Origin of the sequence: Neobacillus piezotolerans, from assembly GCF_003362805.1 — a bacterium.
Classification (GTDB): Bacteria; Bacillota; Bacilli; order Bacillales; family Cytobacillaceae; genus Bacillus_D; species Bacillus_D piezotolerans.
This window is the reverse complement of record NZ_QNQT01000012.1, coordinates 1-15,533: the sequence shown is the minus strand read 5'-3', so window position 1 is coordinate 15,533 and position 15,533 is coordinate 1. Positions and strand designations below refer to the sequence as shown.

Sequence of the window (15,533 nt, the reverse complement as noted above, 5' to 3'; positions counted from 1 at the left end):
CCTGTATTCAATGATAAGGTGTTGACATACTAAAAATCAGGTGATATTATTATCTCGAATTAAAGATATTTAAATTAAAGGTATTTGATTTGCTTTATCCCAATGTAATATCAAATAGTTAGCCTTAGGAGTGAAAAAAATGAGCAAAAAAACAATGGGAATCCATCATATTACAGCTATAGTAGGCCATCCTCAGGAAAACGTTGATTTCTATGCAGGAGTACTGGGCTTGCGTCTAGTTAAGCAAACCGTCAATTTTGATGATCCCGGTACGTATCACCTTTATTTCGGGAATAACGGCGGTCAGCCAGGAACGATTATTACCTTCTTCCCATGGGCAGGTGCATACCAAGGAAGAATTGGCGATGGACAGGTAGGGGTAACTTCTTACGCAGTCCCTTCAGGAGCCATGGAGTTCTGGGAAAAGAGGCTTGAAAAGTTTCAAATTCCATTTACGAAAACAGAGCGATTCGGCGAGAAGTATCTGCAATTCGAGGACACCCATGGCTTGCGCCTTGAGATTGTTGAAAGGGAACAAGGAGAACTAAACGAATGGACTTTCGGCGAGGTTACTCCGGAAGTGGCCATTAAGGGATTTGGAGGGGCAACTCTCTTTTCCGCTCAGCCTGATAAAACAGCAGACTTGCTTGAAAGAGTTATGGGGCTTGAATTCGTTGCCAGTGCAGATGACTTCATCCGCTTCCGTTCTTCAGGCGAAATCGGAAATGTCATCGATTTAAAAGCAATTCCAACTGGACGGGGCCAAATGGGCGTAGGGACTGTCCACCACATTGCTTGGAGGGCTATCGATGATGAGGATCAATTGGACTGGCAAAAATACGTTGCTTCAAATGGGTACGGCGTAACGCCTGTACAGGACAGGAATTATTTCAATGCCATCTATTTCAGGGAACATGGCGAAATCCTTTTTGAAATCGCGACGGACCCTCCCGGATTTGCCCATGATGAGTCGCAGGAAACAATGGGCGGAAAATTGATGCTTCCTTCGCGGTACGAACAGTTAAGGGAACGAATTGAACGGAAGCTGCTGCCGTTTGAAGTCAGGAATTTAGACTGATTAAAGAAAAAGGGTGATACGATTGCTTTCTATAGATCCATCCAAAAATACAGAAAGAGACAATTACAAGTTCCTGATCGGGAGTATCATACCCAGGCCGATTGCTTTCGTTACTACCTTATCAAATGAGGGGGTCCTTAATGGCGCCCCCTTCAGTTACTTTAACATTGTTTCTTCCAATCCCCCGATGATATCCCTGTCGATTCAAAGGCAAGGCGGAAGACAAAAGGATACTGCTAGGAACATCATTGAATCCAAGGAGTTTGTCGTTCATATCGTTGATGACCAAAATGTTGAACAAATAAATCTTACAGCGGCAAGCTTCCCCCCTGATCAAAGTGAGATTGAGGCGGCAAATTTAACTCCGGTTGATAGTGTCAGAGTTTCAGTACCTGGAGTTAAGGAAGCCAAGATTAGGATGGAATGTAAATTGGAGCGATCCTTGGAACTGGGTGATGGAAATTCGGCAGGATGCGACCTGATCATAGGGAGAGTTGTTCAATTTCATATTGAACATGACATTTATGAAAACGGAAGAATTGATCCAAAGGGCTTGGCCGCTGTCAGCCGGTTGGCAGGGACAAATTATGCCAAAGTCGGTGAGATCTTTTCGATTGAGCGGCCTGAATAGGCTCATTTCTCAGCCCGGATTGGAATTAACCAAGCAGGGTATACTTTTTAAGAAAAAAGAATTTATAGAAACCATGCCACTTGTGGAGGTTCGTTTTGGAGGGAGAAAAAATGAAACATATTTTTAACAAAGGGACAGATGCAACGAGACCGACTTTGCTCTTGCTTCATGGCACAGGGGGAAATGAATTGGACTTGCTTCCGCTTGCGGGAAGAATTGACGATGAGGCTTCTGTATTGAGTGTCCGCGGAAATGTTTTGGAAAATGGAATGCCGCGTTTCTTCAGGAGATTGGCGGAAGGTGTTTTCGATGAAGAGGACCTTATTTTCCGAACCAAGGAACTGAATGAATTTCTTGATGAGGCCGCCAAAAACTATGGGTTTGACCGTGGCAACATCGTTGCGATAGGCTACTCCAATGGAGCCAATATAGCCGCAAGTTTATTATTCCATTTCCAGCATGCGTTGAAGGGAGCGATCCTCCATCATCCAATGGTACCGTTGCGTGGCATCGAACTGCCTGATTTGTCAGGAAAGTCGGTATTCATTGCGGCAGGGACAAACGATCCCATCTGTTCACCAACCGAATCAGCTGAACTCCAGTCGTTATTGGAAAAGGCGAATGCAAAGGTTGAGGTTCATTGGGAAAATCATGGGCATCAACTGACTTTATCAGAAGTCGAGGCGGCTGCTGATTGGTTTCGAAAGGGTATTGGAATGAAAAGAAATAATTAGGGTAATATAATAAAGGGTGATGCGAAGATGGGATTTTTATCCAGATTATTTGGAAAATCAAAAAATAGGGAGGAAGAAAAATTGTCAAATGTCAAACTAGCAGTCATTTTTTACAGCATGGGTGGCACAAACCTACAGCTTGCGAAGTGGGCCGAGGAAGGCGCCAGAGAAGCCGGCGCCGACGTAAGGGTATTGAAAGTTCAGGAATTGGCCCCTGAATCCGTCGTACAGGGAAATGAAGTGTGGAAGCGCACGACGGAAGCAATGAAGGATATTCCGGTTGTAACATCTGACGATCTTGAATGGGCCGATGCAATCATCTTCAGCGTTCCGACAAGATTTGGCAATATGCCTTCCCAAATGAAGCAGTTTCTTGATACTCAAGGAGGATTATGGGCAACCGGCAAAACGGTTAACAAAGTTGTCAGTGCGATGACATCGGCCCAAAATGCTCATGGCGGGCAGGAAGCAACAATCCTTTCGCTCTATACGTCGATGATGCACTGGGGAGCAATTATCGTACCTCCAGGCTATACGGATCCAGTATTATTCGGCGCCGGCGGCAATCCATATGGAACTAGTGTCTCAGTCGGCGAAGATGGGAAAATGAAAGATGCTGCCCAGGCAGAGCCAGCTGTTAAACACCAGGCAAAACGCACCGTTATGGTTGCGGAGTGGGTAAAAAAAGCAAATCAATAATGTTGTATGGAGCTAATCAAATTTTGTTTGATTAGCTCTTTTGCTATTGAATTTATTAATGGGGAAGTGTAAGTTTTGAATGAAAAACAAGCTGTAGGAGAAAAAGCAGTTGAATTTGTAAAGAAGGATATGGTAGTTGGATTGGGAACAGGCTCCACGGTTTTTTACACCTTGAGTTTACTTGGAAAGCTTGTTCAGCAGGGGTTATCAATTAAAGGAATTCCAACATCAGTACAAACAGAAAAATTAGCAAAAGAACTGAACATCCCATTAACATCATTTGATGAAATAGATCAAATTGATATAGCTATTGATGGCGCTGATGAAGTCAGCGGCAGCTTAGATTTAATCAAAGGCGGCGGTGGTGCGCTATTAAGGGAAAAAATAGTTGCCAAAGCTGCAAAGAAATTAATCATTGTAGCGGATTCCACAAAATTGGTCGACCAGCTTGGCTCTTTTCCATTACCGGTCGAAATTGTCCCTTTTGTGATGAAGGCGACGAAAAGGCATATTCAAAAGCTCGGAATCCATCCTGAATTAAGAATGGCTAATGGCGCCCCTTTTATTACAGACAACGGGAACTATATACTCGACTGCGCTTGTCCAAAAATATTGGCGCCAAATGAATTGGAGAATAACTTGAATATGATCCCAGGCGTAGTGGATAATGGCCTTTTTATAGGGATGGCAGATATGGTGATAACAGTTGATAAAAACAAAGAGGTAATACTCAGGGAGCGAAAGCAACACAATTCATCAATGGAAAAAGCCTGCGAATAATGAAGGGTTATTTCGAAATGAAAAGGAAAAGGCACCTATAAAACATATAGGTACCAAAATGAATTCCTTACTTGCAGCATTTTTTATTGGATTGGCTGTTACAGCAGAGCTCACCTTTGCTTTGATCATCTTCAACCTCTGTAATTTCTATAGAACAGCAATCGGCATCTGGGTTCTGTCCTAGGAATTTCTTAATGAAATCAAGCATTCCTGTTCACCTCCTTGTATAAATTAATAATTTTTGATATAAAGGTCGTATCAAACCAAGAAGAATATAAAACCTGAGACGGTGCTCATTGTAATGACAGAAAGAATAAACGCGATGACAAGCTGTTTGCGGAAGATCGACTTTAAAAGAACAACCTCCGGAAGGCTTGCACCGGCGGAAGAAATCATGAGCGCCATAACAGGGCCAAGTGCCATACCTTTTGCAATCAAGATCTGGGAGATTGGGATCATGCTTGATAAACGAATATACAAAGGAATGCCCACGATGGCCGCGATTGGTATTAACCACCAATTGTCCTGTCCAAACCATTCAGTGATAAAGTGTGTTGGAACCAACCCATGAATCGCCGCCCCGATAAGAGCCCCAATCAGCAAATAAGGGTAGACACTTTTCATAAGGGAAAGTGTTTCGCCCACCGCGTACTTCCAGTTGAATTTCTCGTTTGATTGCTCATATCCCTTCATCACAACATTTTTCACATATCGTTCAAACCCGAGTTTATCGAGCGTATAACCGATTAAAATTGAAAACATAGAAGTGATTAATGTGTAAAGAACCGTTACTTTCCATCCCATGACGACTCCCATGATTGTCAGGATTGTTGGATCCAGGACTGGCGAGGCGAATAGGAAGACCATTGTGATTGAAAATGGAATCCTATTCTTCAGCATGTTGACAACAACCGGGATAGTGGAACAAGAGCAAAATGGTGTGATAAAAGCGAAAACAATGGCGATGATGCTTGCACTGAATTTATTGCTTCCAGTCAGCTCCCTTTCAATTTTCTCATATGGAATATAGCCTTGAAGGAGGCTGATGACAAAGCTGATTATAATAAAAAGGATGGTCAGTTCGGCCGCGATTCCAAGAAAACTTTTTAAAAAGTCCATCATTACTTAGCCTCCTATGCCTCGCACAAGCATGGGGTATCGTGAATCTTTGCTTGCGGTTTTTTCTTTTTAAAAAATCGGAAAAGGTCTTTTTCTTCCTTCAGAACGGAATATTTCCAGGCGTCCTTTGCGTTCTCTTCAATTTCCCGATGTTTTACTTCAACCATCAGTTCAATATCGTACATTGTCATTGTATATTCCTCCTTAATCAAATAAAGTTGATTTAATTATCAAAAAAACTTGATTTATAATCCGGGCCTGAAGGCCTAACAGCACGTAGGCCTGAACAGGCAGCATAACTCAGGTGACAGCAAGTGATTGATTTCCTTTTGGTTTATGGTGTAATAGCTCCAGGTGCCTTTCGTTTCCTTCAAGATCAAATCGGCGTCAAGCAGAATCTTCAAGTGGTATGATAGCTTTGATTGCTGCATGTCGATCATGTCCGCTAAATCGCAAACACAGATTGATTCCTGCTGGCAAAGCAAGTTTAAAATCTGCAGCCTTTTTTGGTCGGCGAGTGCTTTGAATTTTTGCTCGTAAGCTGCAAAAGTATCCTGCAGGGAAACATCGGTCAGCGGAATTGTCTTTTCCATTTGGCATCTCCTTTTCATCAAATATTTTTGATTAATTGTATTATAATCCCATCATTTCCTGATTGCAACAAATAAAATCAATTTTTTTTGATTAATTTTCGACACAATCCAAAACTCCAACTCGTTACGAAAATCATTAAGGGGATTATTTTCATGTCGTTAACCCATGGATTCATAGCAAAAGACAAATGAAATGTTAAATATATGTTAAAGTCACAATTTTCAATTGTGTATATAAGTAAATAATTATATTCTAATTAGGTGAATGGAGGATGACGTGATGCTGAATACCAAAATCGAAATTGAACAAACTTCTCTTGTCCTAAAGCTTCTTGGGGACAAGACACGGCTAACCATCATGGCTCTATTGAATATACGTGATCTGTGCGTATGCGAACTTTTGGAGGTTTTCGACATGAGCCAGCCATCTATCAGCCAGCACTTAAGGAAGCTAAAGGATGCCGGCCTTGTAAAAGAGGAACGGAAAGGCCAGTGGATTTATTATTCACTCAATAAAAACAGCAATGCATATCCTCTTATGGAAAGTGTCCTGGAATTTGTTCCAGAACAGACGGAAAAAATGGAACATATCATTAAAAGCAGCCCAACAATGCGTTGCGGCTGCTGAACAGATAGGAGATTATGGAATGAGATCTGAAAAAAAGCGGTTATCCTTCCTTGATCGATACCTTACGCTGTGGATTTTCTTCGCCATGGCACTTGGCATCCTTCTTGGAAATGTCTATCCGGGTTTTGTGGAAGGACTTAACAGTATGCAGATCGGCACAACATCCCTTCCGCTAGCGGTCGGATTGATTATGATGATGTATCCGCCGCTTGCGAAAGTAAGATATGAGGAAATGGGCCGTGTGTTCAAGGATGTGAAAGTACTTGGGCTTTCGCTCGTTCAAAATTGGATTATTGGCCCCGCGCTTATGTTTGTATTGGCTATCATTTTCTTGCCTGATAAGCCTGAATACATGATAGGCCTTATCATCATTGGACTCGCTAGATGTATTGCAATGGTCATTGTTTGGAACGACCTGGCGAAAGGAGATGCAGAATACGCAGCGGCATTGGTTGCGTTTAACTCTGTGTTCCAGCTGTTATTCTTCTCCGTTTATGCTTACTTCTTTGTGACCGTTCTCCCCAAATGGATTGGCCTGGAGGGGGCAATTGTTGATATCACGATGGCGGAAGTGGCAAAATCAGTATTCATTTATCTTGGAATTCCGTTTATTTCGGGGATGTTGACGCGGTTAATCCTTGTGAAAGTGAAAGGCCGCCAGTGGTACGAGAAAGTTTTTATCCCGAAAATAAGTCCGGTAACCTTGCTTGCTTTGTTGTTTACAATCATTGTGATGTTTTCGCTCAAAGGGGATAAAATTGTAACCCTTCCTCTTGATGTTGTACGAATAGCAATACCGTTATTAATATATTTTATAGTTATGTTCTTCGTCTCCTTCTTTATGGGGAGAAAGATAGGGGCCAGCTATCCCGTGACGACTACACTGGCTTTTACCGCTGGGTCGAATAACTTTGAACTTGCAATCGCGGTTGCGGTGGGAGTATTCGGCATCCATTCCGGCATTGCATTCGCTGCAGTCATTGGGCCGCTTGTAGAAGTACCAGTGATGATTGCCCTTGTAAATGTCGCCTATTGGTTCAAACGGAAGTATTTTAAAGCAGAAACGGTTTAAATTCATTTATAAAAAGGCAGGTGTACGATATGGCTAAAAAGACGATTTATTTCTTGTGTACAGGGAATTCGTGCCGCAGCCAAATGGCGGAAGGCTGGGCCATAAAATATTTGGATAGCGATGAGTGGGAAGTAAAAAGTGCCGGCCTTGAAGCACATGGCCTAAACCCGAATGCCGTGAAAGCAATGGAGGAAGCCGGAATTGACATTTCAAAACAAACATCGGATACCATTGACCATGAGATACTGAACAATGCGGACTTGATTGTAACACTTTGCGGCCATGCGGCTGACAATTGCCCAGTTACTCCCCCACATGTAAACAAGGTGCACTGGGGATTTGATGATCCTGCAAAGGCTGAAGGGACGGTTGCGGAAAAATGGGCATTTTTCACGCGCGTCAGAGATGAAATCGGGGAGAGAATCAAGAGATTCGCCGAAACGGGCAAATGAATAGGAAAGGAAAATGCTCAGGAAGGGTCCTGAGCATTTTTCTATGGAACAAATAATAGACATGACTTCAAAGTGGTTCAACATGCACATGGACATCGTAAACGCCGTGCTCTTCCATCATTATTTTTTCAACAAGGGTTGCGATATCATGGGCCTCTTTGATTCCAAGAGCTGAATTTACAAGAATCACGCAATCAATGACTTCGTTATTGCCGTAATTCCGGCCCTTAATTTCCTTTATTCCCTTTACATCTTTAATATTTAAAATAATCTCCTTATAGGTTTCGAGCTTCATTTCATCAAAACCATCTGACAGTTCATGGGAGGCTTGTCTGAAAATATCCCAGGCTGTCTTACAAATCAATAGCCCCACAACCATTGCTGTAACCGTATCCAGCCAGGGCATGTTCAGTTGGGAACCGAAAATTCCTATTGCAGTTCCAATACTGGCCCAGGCATCCGAGAGATTGTCTTTAGCGGCGGCCATCACGGAGCTGCTATTAATTTTCAAGGCAAGCCTGCTATTGTACCGGTAAACAAAATACATAGCGATTGCGGAGATAAGAGCAGTGAAAGCCGCAATAATATCCGGGGACTCTTTGCCGCTTTCAAACATGGAGGTGAATCCGTCACTAAAAACCTTGAAGCCCACGGCACCCATAATAAAGGAAGCTACCATTGATGCGATCGTCTCACTTTTCCAGTGGCCATATTTATGATTTTCATCCGCCGGCTTTTGGGAAATTTTAAGCCCAATCAGAACTGCGATTGATGCAATGATATCCGTCGTATTATTTAAACCATCCGCTTTCAGCGCTTCGGAATCGCTCATATACCCAATGAGCAGCTTCAAACAGGAGAGTATGATATAGGCCGCGATGCTGATAATCGCACCACGTTCCCCTAATTTTAAATCTTTATACTTCTGTTCTTCCATCGAATCCATCCCCCAATTTAAACTCCTAAATAACCATAACATCCAGGAGTCGTGTGGGTCTAGGGCAAGAGTTTTGTGTGTTTTTAACTAAATAAGGCATGGTCAAGAAAGTTTACCCGGGGAAAATAAAGGGGAATTCAATGCAGAGAAAAAGCCAACAGAATTTGTTGGCTTTTTCCGATTATTCACATTTGCTGTTCGGCCATTTTTTTGGCATTCAGCCTTTGCTCCAATATATGAATCATAAAGAGGAAGTGGTCGGCTTCGCGGAGAACGTGGTCCGCCAATAATGGGTTAATGACATTGCGGATTTGGCAAGCCTGGATAAAGTCCAATCCCGCTTTCTTGAACGCCCTTAATTCCGTTGTCGCACTTTCGCTGTCTTTATTCAATTTTCCAATGATTGGATAAGTGGGCTGTTTTCGGTATAACATAGACTCAACATCACGTGCCTGGTTAAGCAAAACTTCGAAGTCATCCCCGAATTTCCGCGCAGCATTGACGAGATTCCGTTCGGATTGATCAAGCAATGCAGAGATAAAGCGTGAATGTTCCATCATTATTTTTAGCCAAAAGACATTCTCGCTGATAATCGCGTCCTGGATAGGGTCCAGTATTCCATCATTGAACTTTTGAAGCGTCCTCATAAAATATTCAGCTTCACGTGCGATATGGTCAACGAGCAGAGGAAAGTTAAAGCCACTTACCTTGCAATTGATGATTAGGATGAGAAGATTTCTTTTGAAATTCCGGAAACCATTGACTAATTCAATACTTTCTTCGTTCAACTTCCTTACAAGTGATACGTTATTTGGGACTTGATATGCCTTGCGTTCCTGCTGTTCGAAATACGTATGGAACCGGTCTGCCTGTTGAATGAGCTGTGTATCATTGCGGCTAAATCCTTCTCCAAGGAACAAAGCGTGTTCTTTCATAATCCTGAGCCAAAACCTGTTTTCCGTTATCGAGCGTTCAACAAACATTTGCTCTGTAAGCGACTCCGGCCTGGCAGCAAATGATTCTGGCGGCACCAGCATTTGGCTGAATTGGCCGCTGCTCACATGTCCGGGTAATTGCGGCTGATTTTGCATGCTCTCCCCCCCATATTCCATTTCACTATTCATCATATTTGAGTGGGCGGGGGAATATGTTTAAGCCCTTATAATGAGAAGCATATTGATTATTGCCCTAGCCGTTTAAGAATGCTCTCAACAAATCGAATGCAACGGGGGAAATCTGAATCCTGGGGCGCAAGTTCAACCTTCAATGACGCTGCAAGTGTTGTCCGTACATACAGCATATCCCTGAAAACATCCACCGCTCCGCAAAAGTTTGGGTAAAATCTGTCGCCGGTCCCAGCAATCCCTGTAACGATGTTTTTTAAATTCTGTTGTTCAAATGCCTCATAAACCGGCCGCATACTGCCGGGAATTTCACCATTTCCCCAGGTGTAGGTGGCGATTATGATAGCATCGAAGTCTTTCAGTTTTTCAAATGGGAACCCTCTAGCTTCACCAAGGATAGGGGAAAGGCCGCATTGTAGAAAACCGGTTTTCAAACACTCCGCTAAATCTTTTGTATTTCCGCTTACAGAAGTGTAGACAATCCCAATTCTGGTATCACAATTCGTCAAAGCCATTTGATTGGGTAACCTTCGTATATGTGCGTGATTTTTGTTCGAAAAAATCAGATTTGGTTTCGTTTATCATTTCATCACTGAATACATGTATCCAAGGCATCGGATTGTCTATGTCCTCATAGAGGTTTTTTAATCCAAGCTGGCGAAGCCGTTTATTGGCCAAATACTCGACATAGCCTTCGAATTCAGCAAGATTAATCCCGTTAATATCCTTTAGGATTGCGCCTGCCCACTTCTTTTCAAGCTCAACCGCTTTACTGATTGACCCGTAAATATACTGTACATTCTTTTCTGTATTAAGTTGTGGATTTTCGGCGAGGAGAATCCGGATGAATTGGGAAATAAAATAGGCATGCTGCATTTCATCACGCTGGATATAGCTGATCATCGTGCTTGTTTTCAGCATTTTTTGCTGTCGCGCTAGATTATAAAAGAATGCGAACCCCGCGTAAAAATAGATTCCCTCCAAAATGATCGAATTGACCCCAAGCTCAAATAGATGCTGCGGCGAAGGGGTTTGCCGGAATTGTTCATAAGCATTCAGAATCAGCTGGTTCCTTTTTTGGACAATCGGATCCGCCTTTGCTTCATTGAACCTTCTATTCTGCTCACTCAGAGGCACCAATGAACTCAAAATATAAGAATACGATTCATTATGAACGGCTTCCTGCTGGGAAATGACCGCAAAAATCGCTTTAAAGCTTGAATCTGTTACATAATCCATCACTTGGCTCATCGTCGGGGTTTGCAGGCTGTCGAGCGAAGCAAGCTGCGTATTAACCCGGAGGAATATTTCCTTTTCGATAGCCGAAAGTGAATCCCATTGCTTAATGTCATCTTGCATGTTGATTTCCTGGGCCTTCCAAAAGTTGGACAGGAGAGTTTGGTACAAATCATACATTTGCGGATAGGCAATATCATTCCAGTTCAGCAGCCCAGATGAATGTCCGTTAATGATTCCTGTTGAGCGGTTGGGTTCATCGTGGTTTAATAGTTTGCTCTTTTGTAAGGGTGAATAAATTTCCATCATGGTTCTCCTTTCGTCATTAGCTATGGCACGCTTCGCATTCCTGGATTTCCTCCTGTGACGTGCTCCGTACATAATAGGTGGTCTTTAGGCCTTGTTTCCACGCCTCCATATGCAGGTTCAGCAAATCTTTTGCCTTAATATCATGCCTTACGTACAGATTGAAGCTAATCGACTGGTCAATATGGCGCTGCCTTTTCGCATTTTGCCTAATGCTCCATGCCTGGTCCAGTTCATGCCTGGCCCGCCTGTAAAAGCTATAGGTAATATGGTTCAGATCGGGAGCGGTGACCTTGAATTTGAAATTCTTTTTTTCCTCCGCGTATTCAACGGAATAAAGAGGGTCGATTCCATCTGTCGAGCCGCCGATTTTGGCAGTCGATGAGTTCGGGGCAACCGCCATCAGCCAGCCGTTGCGGATGCCATTTTTCCGGACTTCCTCTTTAAGCTCGGACCAGCGCTTGGACGAGTAGTTCCGGCGTTCAAAATATTTACCTGTTTCCCACTCGGATCCCGGGAACTTGCTGTAGTAGCCTTTTTCCTTAGCAAGTTCCATTGATGCGTATATTGTGTGGTAGGCGATGTCTTCATAAAGTTTATCCGCATAGTCAACAGCTTCCCCGCTTTCCCAGTGGATTCCCCTAATAGCGAGAAGATGGTGCCATCCGAATGTTCCAAGACCAACGGCCCGGAATTTTTTGTTCGTTAGCTGGGCTTGCCCGACAGGGATTGTATTTAAATCGATTGCATTATCAAGCATTCTCACCTGAATTGGAATAAGCCTATCAAGGATTTCCAACGGTACGGCTTTTGATAGATTGACCGATGAGAGGTTACAGACGACAAAATCACCTGGCCTTCGGACAATCACCATGTCCCCATCTTCGTTCATGTATTCATTTACAATCGTTGTAGGAGACATATTCTGGGCAATTTCCGTGCATAAATTGCTGCAATATACAGAAGTTCTGCCTTCCCCGGAGAGGTGCTTGTTTGGGTTTTGCCTGTTCACTTCATCCCTGTAAAACATATAAGGGGTGCCTGTTTCAAGCTGTGCGACCATAATCCTCGCCATAATATCCATCGCACGGTATGTTTTTCGGGGGAGCAGCGGATTGTTCGCCGCTTCGTAATATTTTTCGGTGAAAAGCCGTCTGTCTCTTTCGTCATAAAAGTCTTCTAGACCAAGCGGACGCCCTTCCTGATCCCGCCAGCCCATGAGCTGCTTCACCTGGTGGGGGCAGAAGGTATGCCATTCGCCGATGCTTCTGCCGTTTTCATCCGTCTCCATCAGCTTTTCCATGAAAAGGTCAGGAATGGCGACGCCGGTAAAGATATCATGGGCTTTCCTTCTTTCATCCCCATTGTTCGTTTTTAAATCGAGGAATCCATTCATGATATCCTTATGGAAAATATCTAAGTAAATAGCAATCGCGCCTTGCCGTTGTCCAAGCTGGTCAACGCTAACAGCTGTATCATTGATTAGCCTAATCCACGGGACAACGCCCGAAGACATGCCTTTGAAGCCTTTAATATCGGAACCAAGGGCCCGAACCTTTCCAAAATAAATGCCGATTCCGCCTCCATCCTTGCTCAAGCGGGCGATATCCCAGTTGTTCAGGTAGATGCCATCAAGTGAGTCCTCAACAGTATCGATAAAACAGGAAGACAGCTGACCGTAATTTTTTCCGGCATTTGAGAGGGTTGGGGTGGCGACGGTCATATACAGATTGCTCATCGCCCAATAGGCTTCCTTGACAAGTTCGAGCCTTTTCGCCTTTCCTTCTTTCATCATCAGTGTCATGGCAATGACCATAAAACGTTCCTGCGGGAGCTCGTACAGGCTGCGGCCGTAATCTCTCGCTAGATAGCGGTCGGCAAATAAAAACAATCCTATGTAAGTGAAAAGCCGATCTCTTTCAGGTGCTATTACGTTTGCAAGCTCTTCAATTTCCTGCTTCGAATAAGCGTTTAATAGTGCGGGTGAATAGATGTTCATTTCAGTGAGTTTTGTTATTAGACTGTAAAAGTCGCCGTATTTTATCTGGTGATTATACCCACGGTTTTCTGCCGCTTCACGATACAATTGATCAAGGTAAAAACGGGCGGCGGCGAATGTCCAGTCCGGCACATCGATTGCGATATTGTTCAATGCGTACAACAGCGACTGCTGGGTCGCTTCCTGTTCTGAAACATCCATTTCCTCCAGCTTTTTTAATAACTGCGAGCAATCCAATCCGTATTCCTCGGCTACGGCTTCCACGATTTCAAGGATGCCAGAATATCCTTCCTTCATCTGTTTGCTCAACCCTATCCCTCCAAAAAATTAGAATAAAAAAATCCGCCCATGAAATTGAGCGGATGAAACGATCACATCAAAAGAGAGGGGAAACGACGGAAACCCTGCCTTCTGATTGCCATCGTTTCATCTTCCCAATCCCCGAGGAAGTGAAACAGCTTGAAGATGGACAGGTCTCCTGACTCATGCGTCGTTCTACTTTGGACCCTTCCCTTACAGGCACCTTTTAAAAGCACGTTGTAAAGTGGTTCGTCCATTTCGTCTGCATTTACAGTTGCGGGGGCAGTTCCGGAATATAACCGGATTCCCTATTAAGCCTAACGGCATCCAATCTCAAGGCAATACAATATATAGTTAAGTTATTTAATTTTTTATCAATATGTTGAATATAGTCTCTATGCTATCGGATTCAATTATAGTTGGCAAGTAAAAACTCCTTAACTTTTATAATACGAATTTTAACCAGGGAAGAAACTGCCTTCATATCCTCGATGAAGACATTTCGAAGGGAAAATACGTTCAAAACGTCTTCATCATCTTCAAATAGTTGGATGAGCTGCATTCCTTTTCCTGAAAAGCGCGATCAAAAGCCCGTTTACCCCAAAAACCCGTTCATCCTCAGTCGCCTGTCTCATTCTTCTTATTTCGATAACCTCATAATCTCGGAAAATATGCCTCAGTTTTTCTTCTGTGAAGCCAAGGCCGCCCTGCATTGTCCGAAGTTTGTAAACTTCTAGATCCGATATGGAGGAGCCGCCAAGTTCTCCCCCTTCAACAAAGCACGTAAGTCCGAAGTACCCTCCAGGCTTCAATGCTTTATCAATAAGCTCGAGGTAGCTCATCCTCCGGTGCGGTGGAATGTGATGAAAGCAGCCCGAATCATAAACTAGATCATAATTTCCATCCGCCACATCTAATTCGAAGATATTGCTTTGGATGAAGTTCACATCGATCTTTTGGTTCCTGGCCCTTTCCATTCCCCATTCCAATGCTTCATGCGACGCATCAACCGCGTCAACTTTCCAGCCCTGTTGGGCAAGAAAAAATGCGTTGCGTCCCGGTCCACAGCCAAGCTCAAGCGCAATTCCGGAGGTTAAAAGCCCTTTTTTAAAATAGCCCACGAGGTTTTCGTCAGGAAAGTTCCTGAAAAAAGGGACGTTCCGGTCACGTTTGCTATAAAATTCGTCCCAACTGAACGTCGATTCCTCCTTTAATAGCTCATCTAACATGGAAAGAAGATCTTTGACGCTGCAAATTGCTTTTCCCACCATCATCCCCACTTTCTAAATCGTGTACTATTCCATTCTAGCGTTTTAACCATCTATATCCATTACAGGGCTATTAAGGAAATGTTACTAATTTTGATTTAAGGATGGGATTCGTGATAGTAAATAAAGCCGTTGGCATAATTACTTTCATGAATTTAACGTTCCCGGCAGCAGGTCGAGGGTTTCCCTTTACGGTAAAAAAGAGGGCACAGGGAGGCTTGAAACGATGCTAAGAAATGGAGTGAATTTTTAAAACTAATATAAATATTACAAGTGTGACAAACGCGTTACAAAAAACGGGACTGCAGCGTCTATGGAAGGGAGGCAACTGTCATTGATAGGTATATGTACTTGGATGATAGGAGTTGATTTTAAGAGAATTGGTTCAATCGTTTAGTACAAGGCTGTCCGAAGCTGCGTATACATACAGTACATCCTAGATAGGGAAATAAAAGAGGGAGGGAAAATTTAAAATAGCATTGTACCTCTAAAAAAGAGAGGATTGTATAAAGAATGGGCACTGAAGTGTTCGTGACTATTGGTTCTTTTGTTTTGACAATGCTCTTTATTTTCTGGA

18 protein-coding genes and 1 riboswitch are annotated in these 15,533 nt (G+C 43.2%); of the genes, 8 read left to right on the top strand and 10 right to left on the bottom strand.

The window, feature by feature from the left end:
• Positions 1 to 139 precede the first annotated feature (139 nt).
• From DRW41_RS19055 to rpiA, 5 genes are all read left to right on the top strand, one after another.
• The gene (locus DRW41_RS19055) at positions 140 to 1,078 is read left to right on the top strand and encodes a ring-cleaving dioxygenase (RefSeq protein WP_115453621.1); all 939 of its coding nucleotides are present in this window, start codon (positions 140 to 142) and stop codon (positions 1,076 to 1,078) included.
• 22 nt (positions 1,079 to 1,100) lie between these two features.
• Entirely contained in the window at positions 1,101 to 1,709 is a 609-nt protein-coding gene (locus DRW41_RS19050) for a flavin reductase family protein (protein ID WP_115453620.1), read from the top strand.
• 110 nt (positions 1,710 to 1,819) lie between these two features.
• Positions 1,820 to 2,443 (top strand): alpha/beta hydrolase, encoded by a 624-nt coding sequence (locus tag DRW41_RS19045; protein WP_115453685.1) that lies wholly within the window; start codon positions 1,820 to 1,822, stop codon positions 2,441 to 2,443.
• 81 nt (positions 2,444 to 2,524) lie between these two features.
• On the top strand, positions 2,525 to 3,142 hold the full coding sequence (gene wrbA / locus DRW41_RS19040; RefSeq protein WP_115453684.1) for an NAD(P)H:quinone oxidoreductase: 618 nt from the start codon (positions 2,525 to 2,527) through the stop codon (positions 3,140 to 3,142).
• 75 nt (positions 3,143 to 3,217) lie between these two features.
• Entirely contained in the window at positions 3,218 to 3,922 is a 705-nt protein-coding gene (rpiA, locus tag DRW41_RS19035) for a ribose-5-phosphate isomerase RpiA (protein WP_115453619.1), read from the top strand.
• A 67-nt stretch (positions 3,923 to 3,989) separates the two neighbouring features.
• Here the strand turns inward: rpiA and DRW41_RS23150 are convergent, their stop codons facing one another.
• The 4 genes from DRW41_RS23150 to DRW41_RS19025 all read right to left on the bottom strand — a co-directional run bounded on the left by DRW41_RS23150 (position 3,990) and on the right by DRW41_RS19025 (position 5,634).
• A complete protein-coding gene (locus tag DRW41_RS23150; protein WP_181884646.1) occupies positions 3,990 to 4,130 on the bottom strand; it encodes a hypothetical protein in 141 nt (46 codons plus the stop codon).
• Between the two features lie 50 nt (positions 4,131 to 4,180).
• Positions 4,181 to 5,041, bottom strand: a complete 861-nt coding sequence (locus tag DRW41_RS19030) for a permease (protein ID WP_222928860.1) — start codon at positions 5,039 to 5,041, stop codon at positions 4,181 to 4,183.
• A gap of 14 nt (positions 5,042 to 5,055) precedes the next feature.
• Positions 5,056 to 5,232: a hypothetical protein gene (locus DRW41_RS23145; RefSeq protein ID WP_181884645.1), complete on the bottom strand. Its 177-nt coding sequence runs from the start codon at positions 5,230 to 5,232 to the stop codon at positions 5,056 to 5,058.
• A 75-nt stretch (positions 5,233 to 5,307) separates the two neighbouring features.
• Positions 5,308 to 5,634, bottom strand: coding sequence for an ArsR/SmtB family transcription factor (locus tag DRW41_RS19025; protein ID WP_115453617.1), 327 nt, complete (start codon positions 5,632 to 5,634; stop codon positions 5,308 to 5,310).
• Positions 5,635 to 5,914: 280 nt separating this feature from the next.
• Here DRW41_RS19025 and DRW41_RS19020 point away from each other — a divergent pair, with 280 nt between their 5' ends.
• From DRW41_RS19020 to arsC, 3 genes are read left to right on the top strand one after another with little or no spacing between them, the layout of a single operon-like run.
• Positions 5,915 to 6,262: an ArsR/SmtB family transcription factor gene (locus tag DRW41_RS19020; protein WP_115453616.1), complete on the top strand. Its 348-nt coding sequence runs from the start codon at positions 5,915 to 5,917 to the stop codon at positions 6,260 to 6,262.
• A 19-nt stretch (positions 6,263 to 6,281) separates the two neighbouring features.
• Positions 6,282 to 7,334, top strand: coding sequence for an ACR3 family arsenite efflux transporter (gene arsB / locus DRW41_RS19015; protein WP_115453615.1), 1,053 nt, complete (start codon positions 6,282 to 6,284; stop codon positions 7,332 to 7,334).
• A 29-nt stretch (positions 7,335 to 7,363) separates the two neighbouring features.
• On the top strand, positions 7,364 to 7,786 hold the full coding sequence (gene arsC / locus DRW41_RS19010; protein ID WP_115453614.1) for an arsenate reductase (thioredoxin): 423 nt from the start codon (positions 7,364 to 7,366) through the stop codon (positions 7,784 to 7,786).
• A gap of 67 nt (positions 7,787 to 7,853) precedes the next feature.
• Here the strand turns inward: arsC and DRW41_RS19005 are convergent, their stop codons facing one another.
• From DRW41_RS19005 to DRW41_RS18980, 6 genes are all read right to left on the bottom strand, one after another.
• The gene (locus DRW41_RS19005) at positions 7,854 to 8,723 is read right to left on the bottom strand and encodes a cation diffusion facilitator family transporter (protein WP_115453613.1); all 870 of its coding nucleotides are present in this window, start codon (positions 8,721 to 8,723) and stop codon (positions 7,854 to 7,856) included.
• A gap of 185 nt (positions 8,724 to 8,908) precedes the next feature.
• Entirely contained in the window at positions 8,909 to 9,814 is a 906-nt protein-coding gene (locus DRW41_RS19000; protein ID WP_115453612.1) for a DUF2935 domain-containing protein, read from the bottom strand.
• Between the two features lie 89 nt (positions 9,815 to 9,903).
• Entirely contained in the window at positions 9,904 to 10,362 is a 459-nt protein-coding gene (locus tag DRW41_RS18995; protein WP_115453611.1) for a flavodoxin domain-containing protein, read from the bottom strand.
• Entirely contained in the window at positions 10,343 to 11,389 is a 1,047-nt protein-coding gene (locus DRW41_RS18990) for a ribonucleotide-diphosphate reductase subunit beta (protein ID WP_115453610.1), read from the bottom strand. The genes DRW41_RS18995 and DRW41_RS18990 overlap by 20 nt, the downstream gene beginning before the upstream one ends.
• 19 nt (positions 11,390 to 11,408) lie before the next feature.
• On the bottom strand, positions 11,409 to 13,685 hold the full coding sequence (locus DRW41_RS18985; RefSeq protein ID WP_115453683.1) for a ribonucleoside-diphosphate reductase subunit alpha: 2,277 nt from the start codon (positions 13,683 to 13,685) through the stop codon (positions 11,409 to 11,411).
• Between the two features lie 154 nt (positions 13,686 to 13,839).
• A riboswitch (cobalamin riboswitch) is annotated at positions 13,840 to 14,034 on the bottom strand.
• 193 nt (positions 14,035 to 14,227) lie between these two features.
• Positions 14,228 to 14,956 carry a class I SAM-dependent methyltransferase gene (locus DRW41_RS18980; RefSeq protein WP_115453682.1) on the bottom strand — a complete coding sequence of 243 codons (729 nt, stop codon included), beginning with the start codon at positions 14,954 to 14,956 and terminating at the stop codon, positions 14,228 to 14,230.
• Positions 14,957 to 15,533: the final 577 nt, after the last annotated feature.

What these genes read in the sequence shown, in the direction of transcription:
- DRW41_RS19055 (WP_115453621.1), top strand. Translation starts at nt 140, where the DNA reads ATGAGCAAAAAAACAATGGGAATCCATCATATTACAGCTATAGTAGGC.
- DRW41_RS19045 (WP_115453685.1), top strand. Translation starts at nt 1,820, where the DNA reads ATGAAACATATTTTTAACAAAGGGACAGATGCAACGAGACCGACTTTG.
- DRW41_RS23150 (WP_181884646.1), bottom strand. Translation starts at nt 4,130, where the DNA reads ATGCTTGATTTCATTAAGAAATTCCTAGGACAGAACCCAGATGCCGAT.
- DRW41_RS19030 (WP_222928860.1), bottom strand. Translation starts at nt 5,041, where the DNA reads ATGGACTTTTTAAAAAGTTTTCTTGGAATCGCGGCCGAACTGACCATC.
- DRW41_RS23145 (WP_181884645.1), bottom strand. Translation starts at nt 5,232, where the DNA reads ATGACAATGTACGATATTGAACTGATGGTTGAAGTAAAACATCGGGAA.
- DRW41_RS19025 (WP_115453617.1), bottom strand. Translation starts at nt 5,634, where the DNA reads ATGGAAAAGACAATTCCGCTGACCGATGTTTCCCTGCAGGATACTTTT.
- DRW41_RS19020 (WP_115453616.1), top strand. Translation starts at nt 5,915, where the DNA reads ATGCTGAATACCAAAATCGAAATTGAACAAACTTCTCTTGTCCTAAAG.
- arsB (WP_115453615.1), top strand. Translation starts at nt 6,282, where the DNA reads ATGAGATCTGAAAAAAAGCGGTTATCCTTCCTTGATCGATACCTTACG.
- arsC (WP_115453614.1), top strand. Translation starts at nt 7,364, where the DNA reads ATGGCTAAAAAGACGATTTATTTCTTGTGTACAGGGAATTCGTGCCGC.
- DRW41_RS19005 (WP_115453613.1), bottom strand. Translation starts at nt 8,723, where the DNA reads ATGGAAGAACAGAAGTATAAAGATTTAAAATTAGGGGAACGTGGTGCG.
- DRW41_RS19000 (WP_115453612.1), bottom strand. Translation starts at nt 9,814, where the DNA reads ATGCAAAATCAGCCGCAATTACCCGGACATGTGAGCAGCGGCCAATTC.
- DRW41_RS18995 (WP_115453611.1), bottom strand. Translation starts at nt 10,362, where the DNA reads ATGGCTTTGACGAATTGTGATACCAGAATTGGGATTGTCTACACTTCT.
- DRW41_RS18990 (WP_115453610.1), bottom strand. Translation starts at nt 11,389, where the DNA reads ATGGAAATTTATTCACCCTTACAAAAGAGCAAACTATTAAACCACGAT.
- DRW41_RS18985 (WP_115453683.1), bottom strand. Translation starts at nt 13,685, where the DNA reads ATGAAGGAAGGATATTCTGGCATCCTTGAAATCGTGGAAGCCGTAGCC.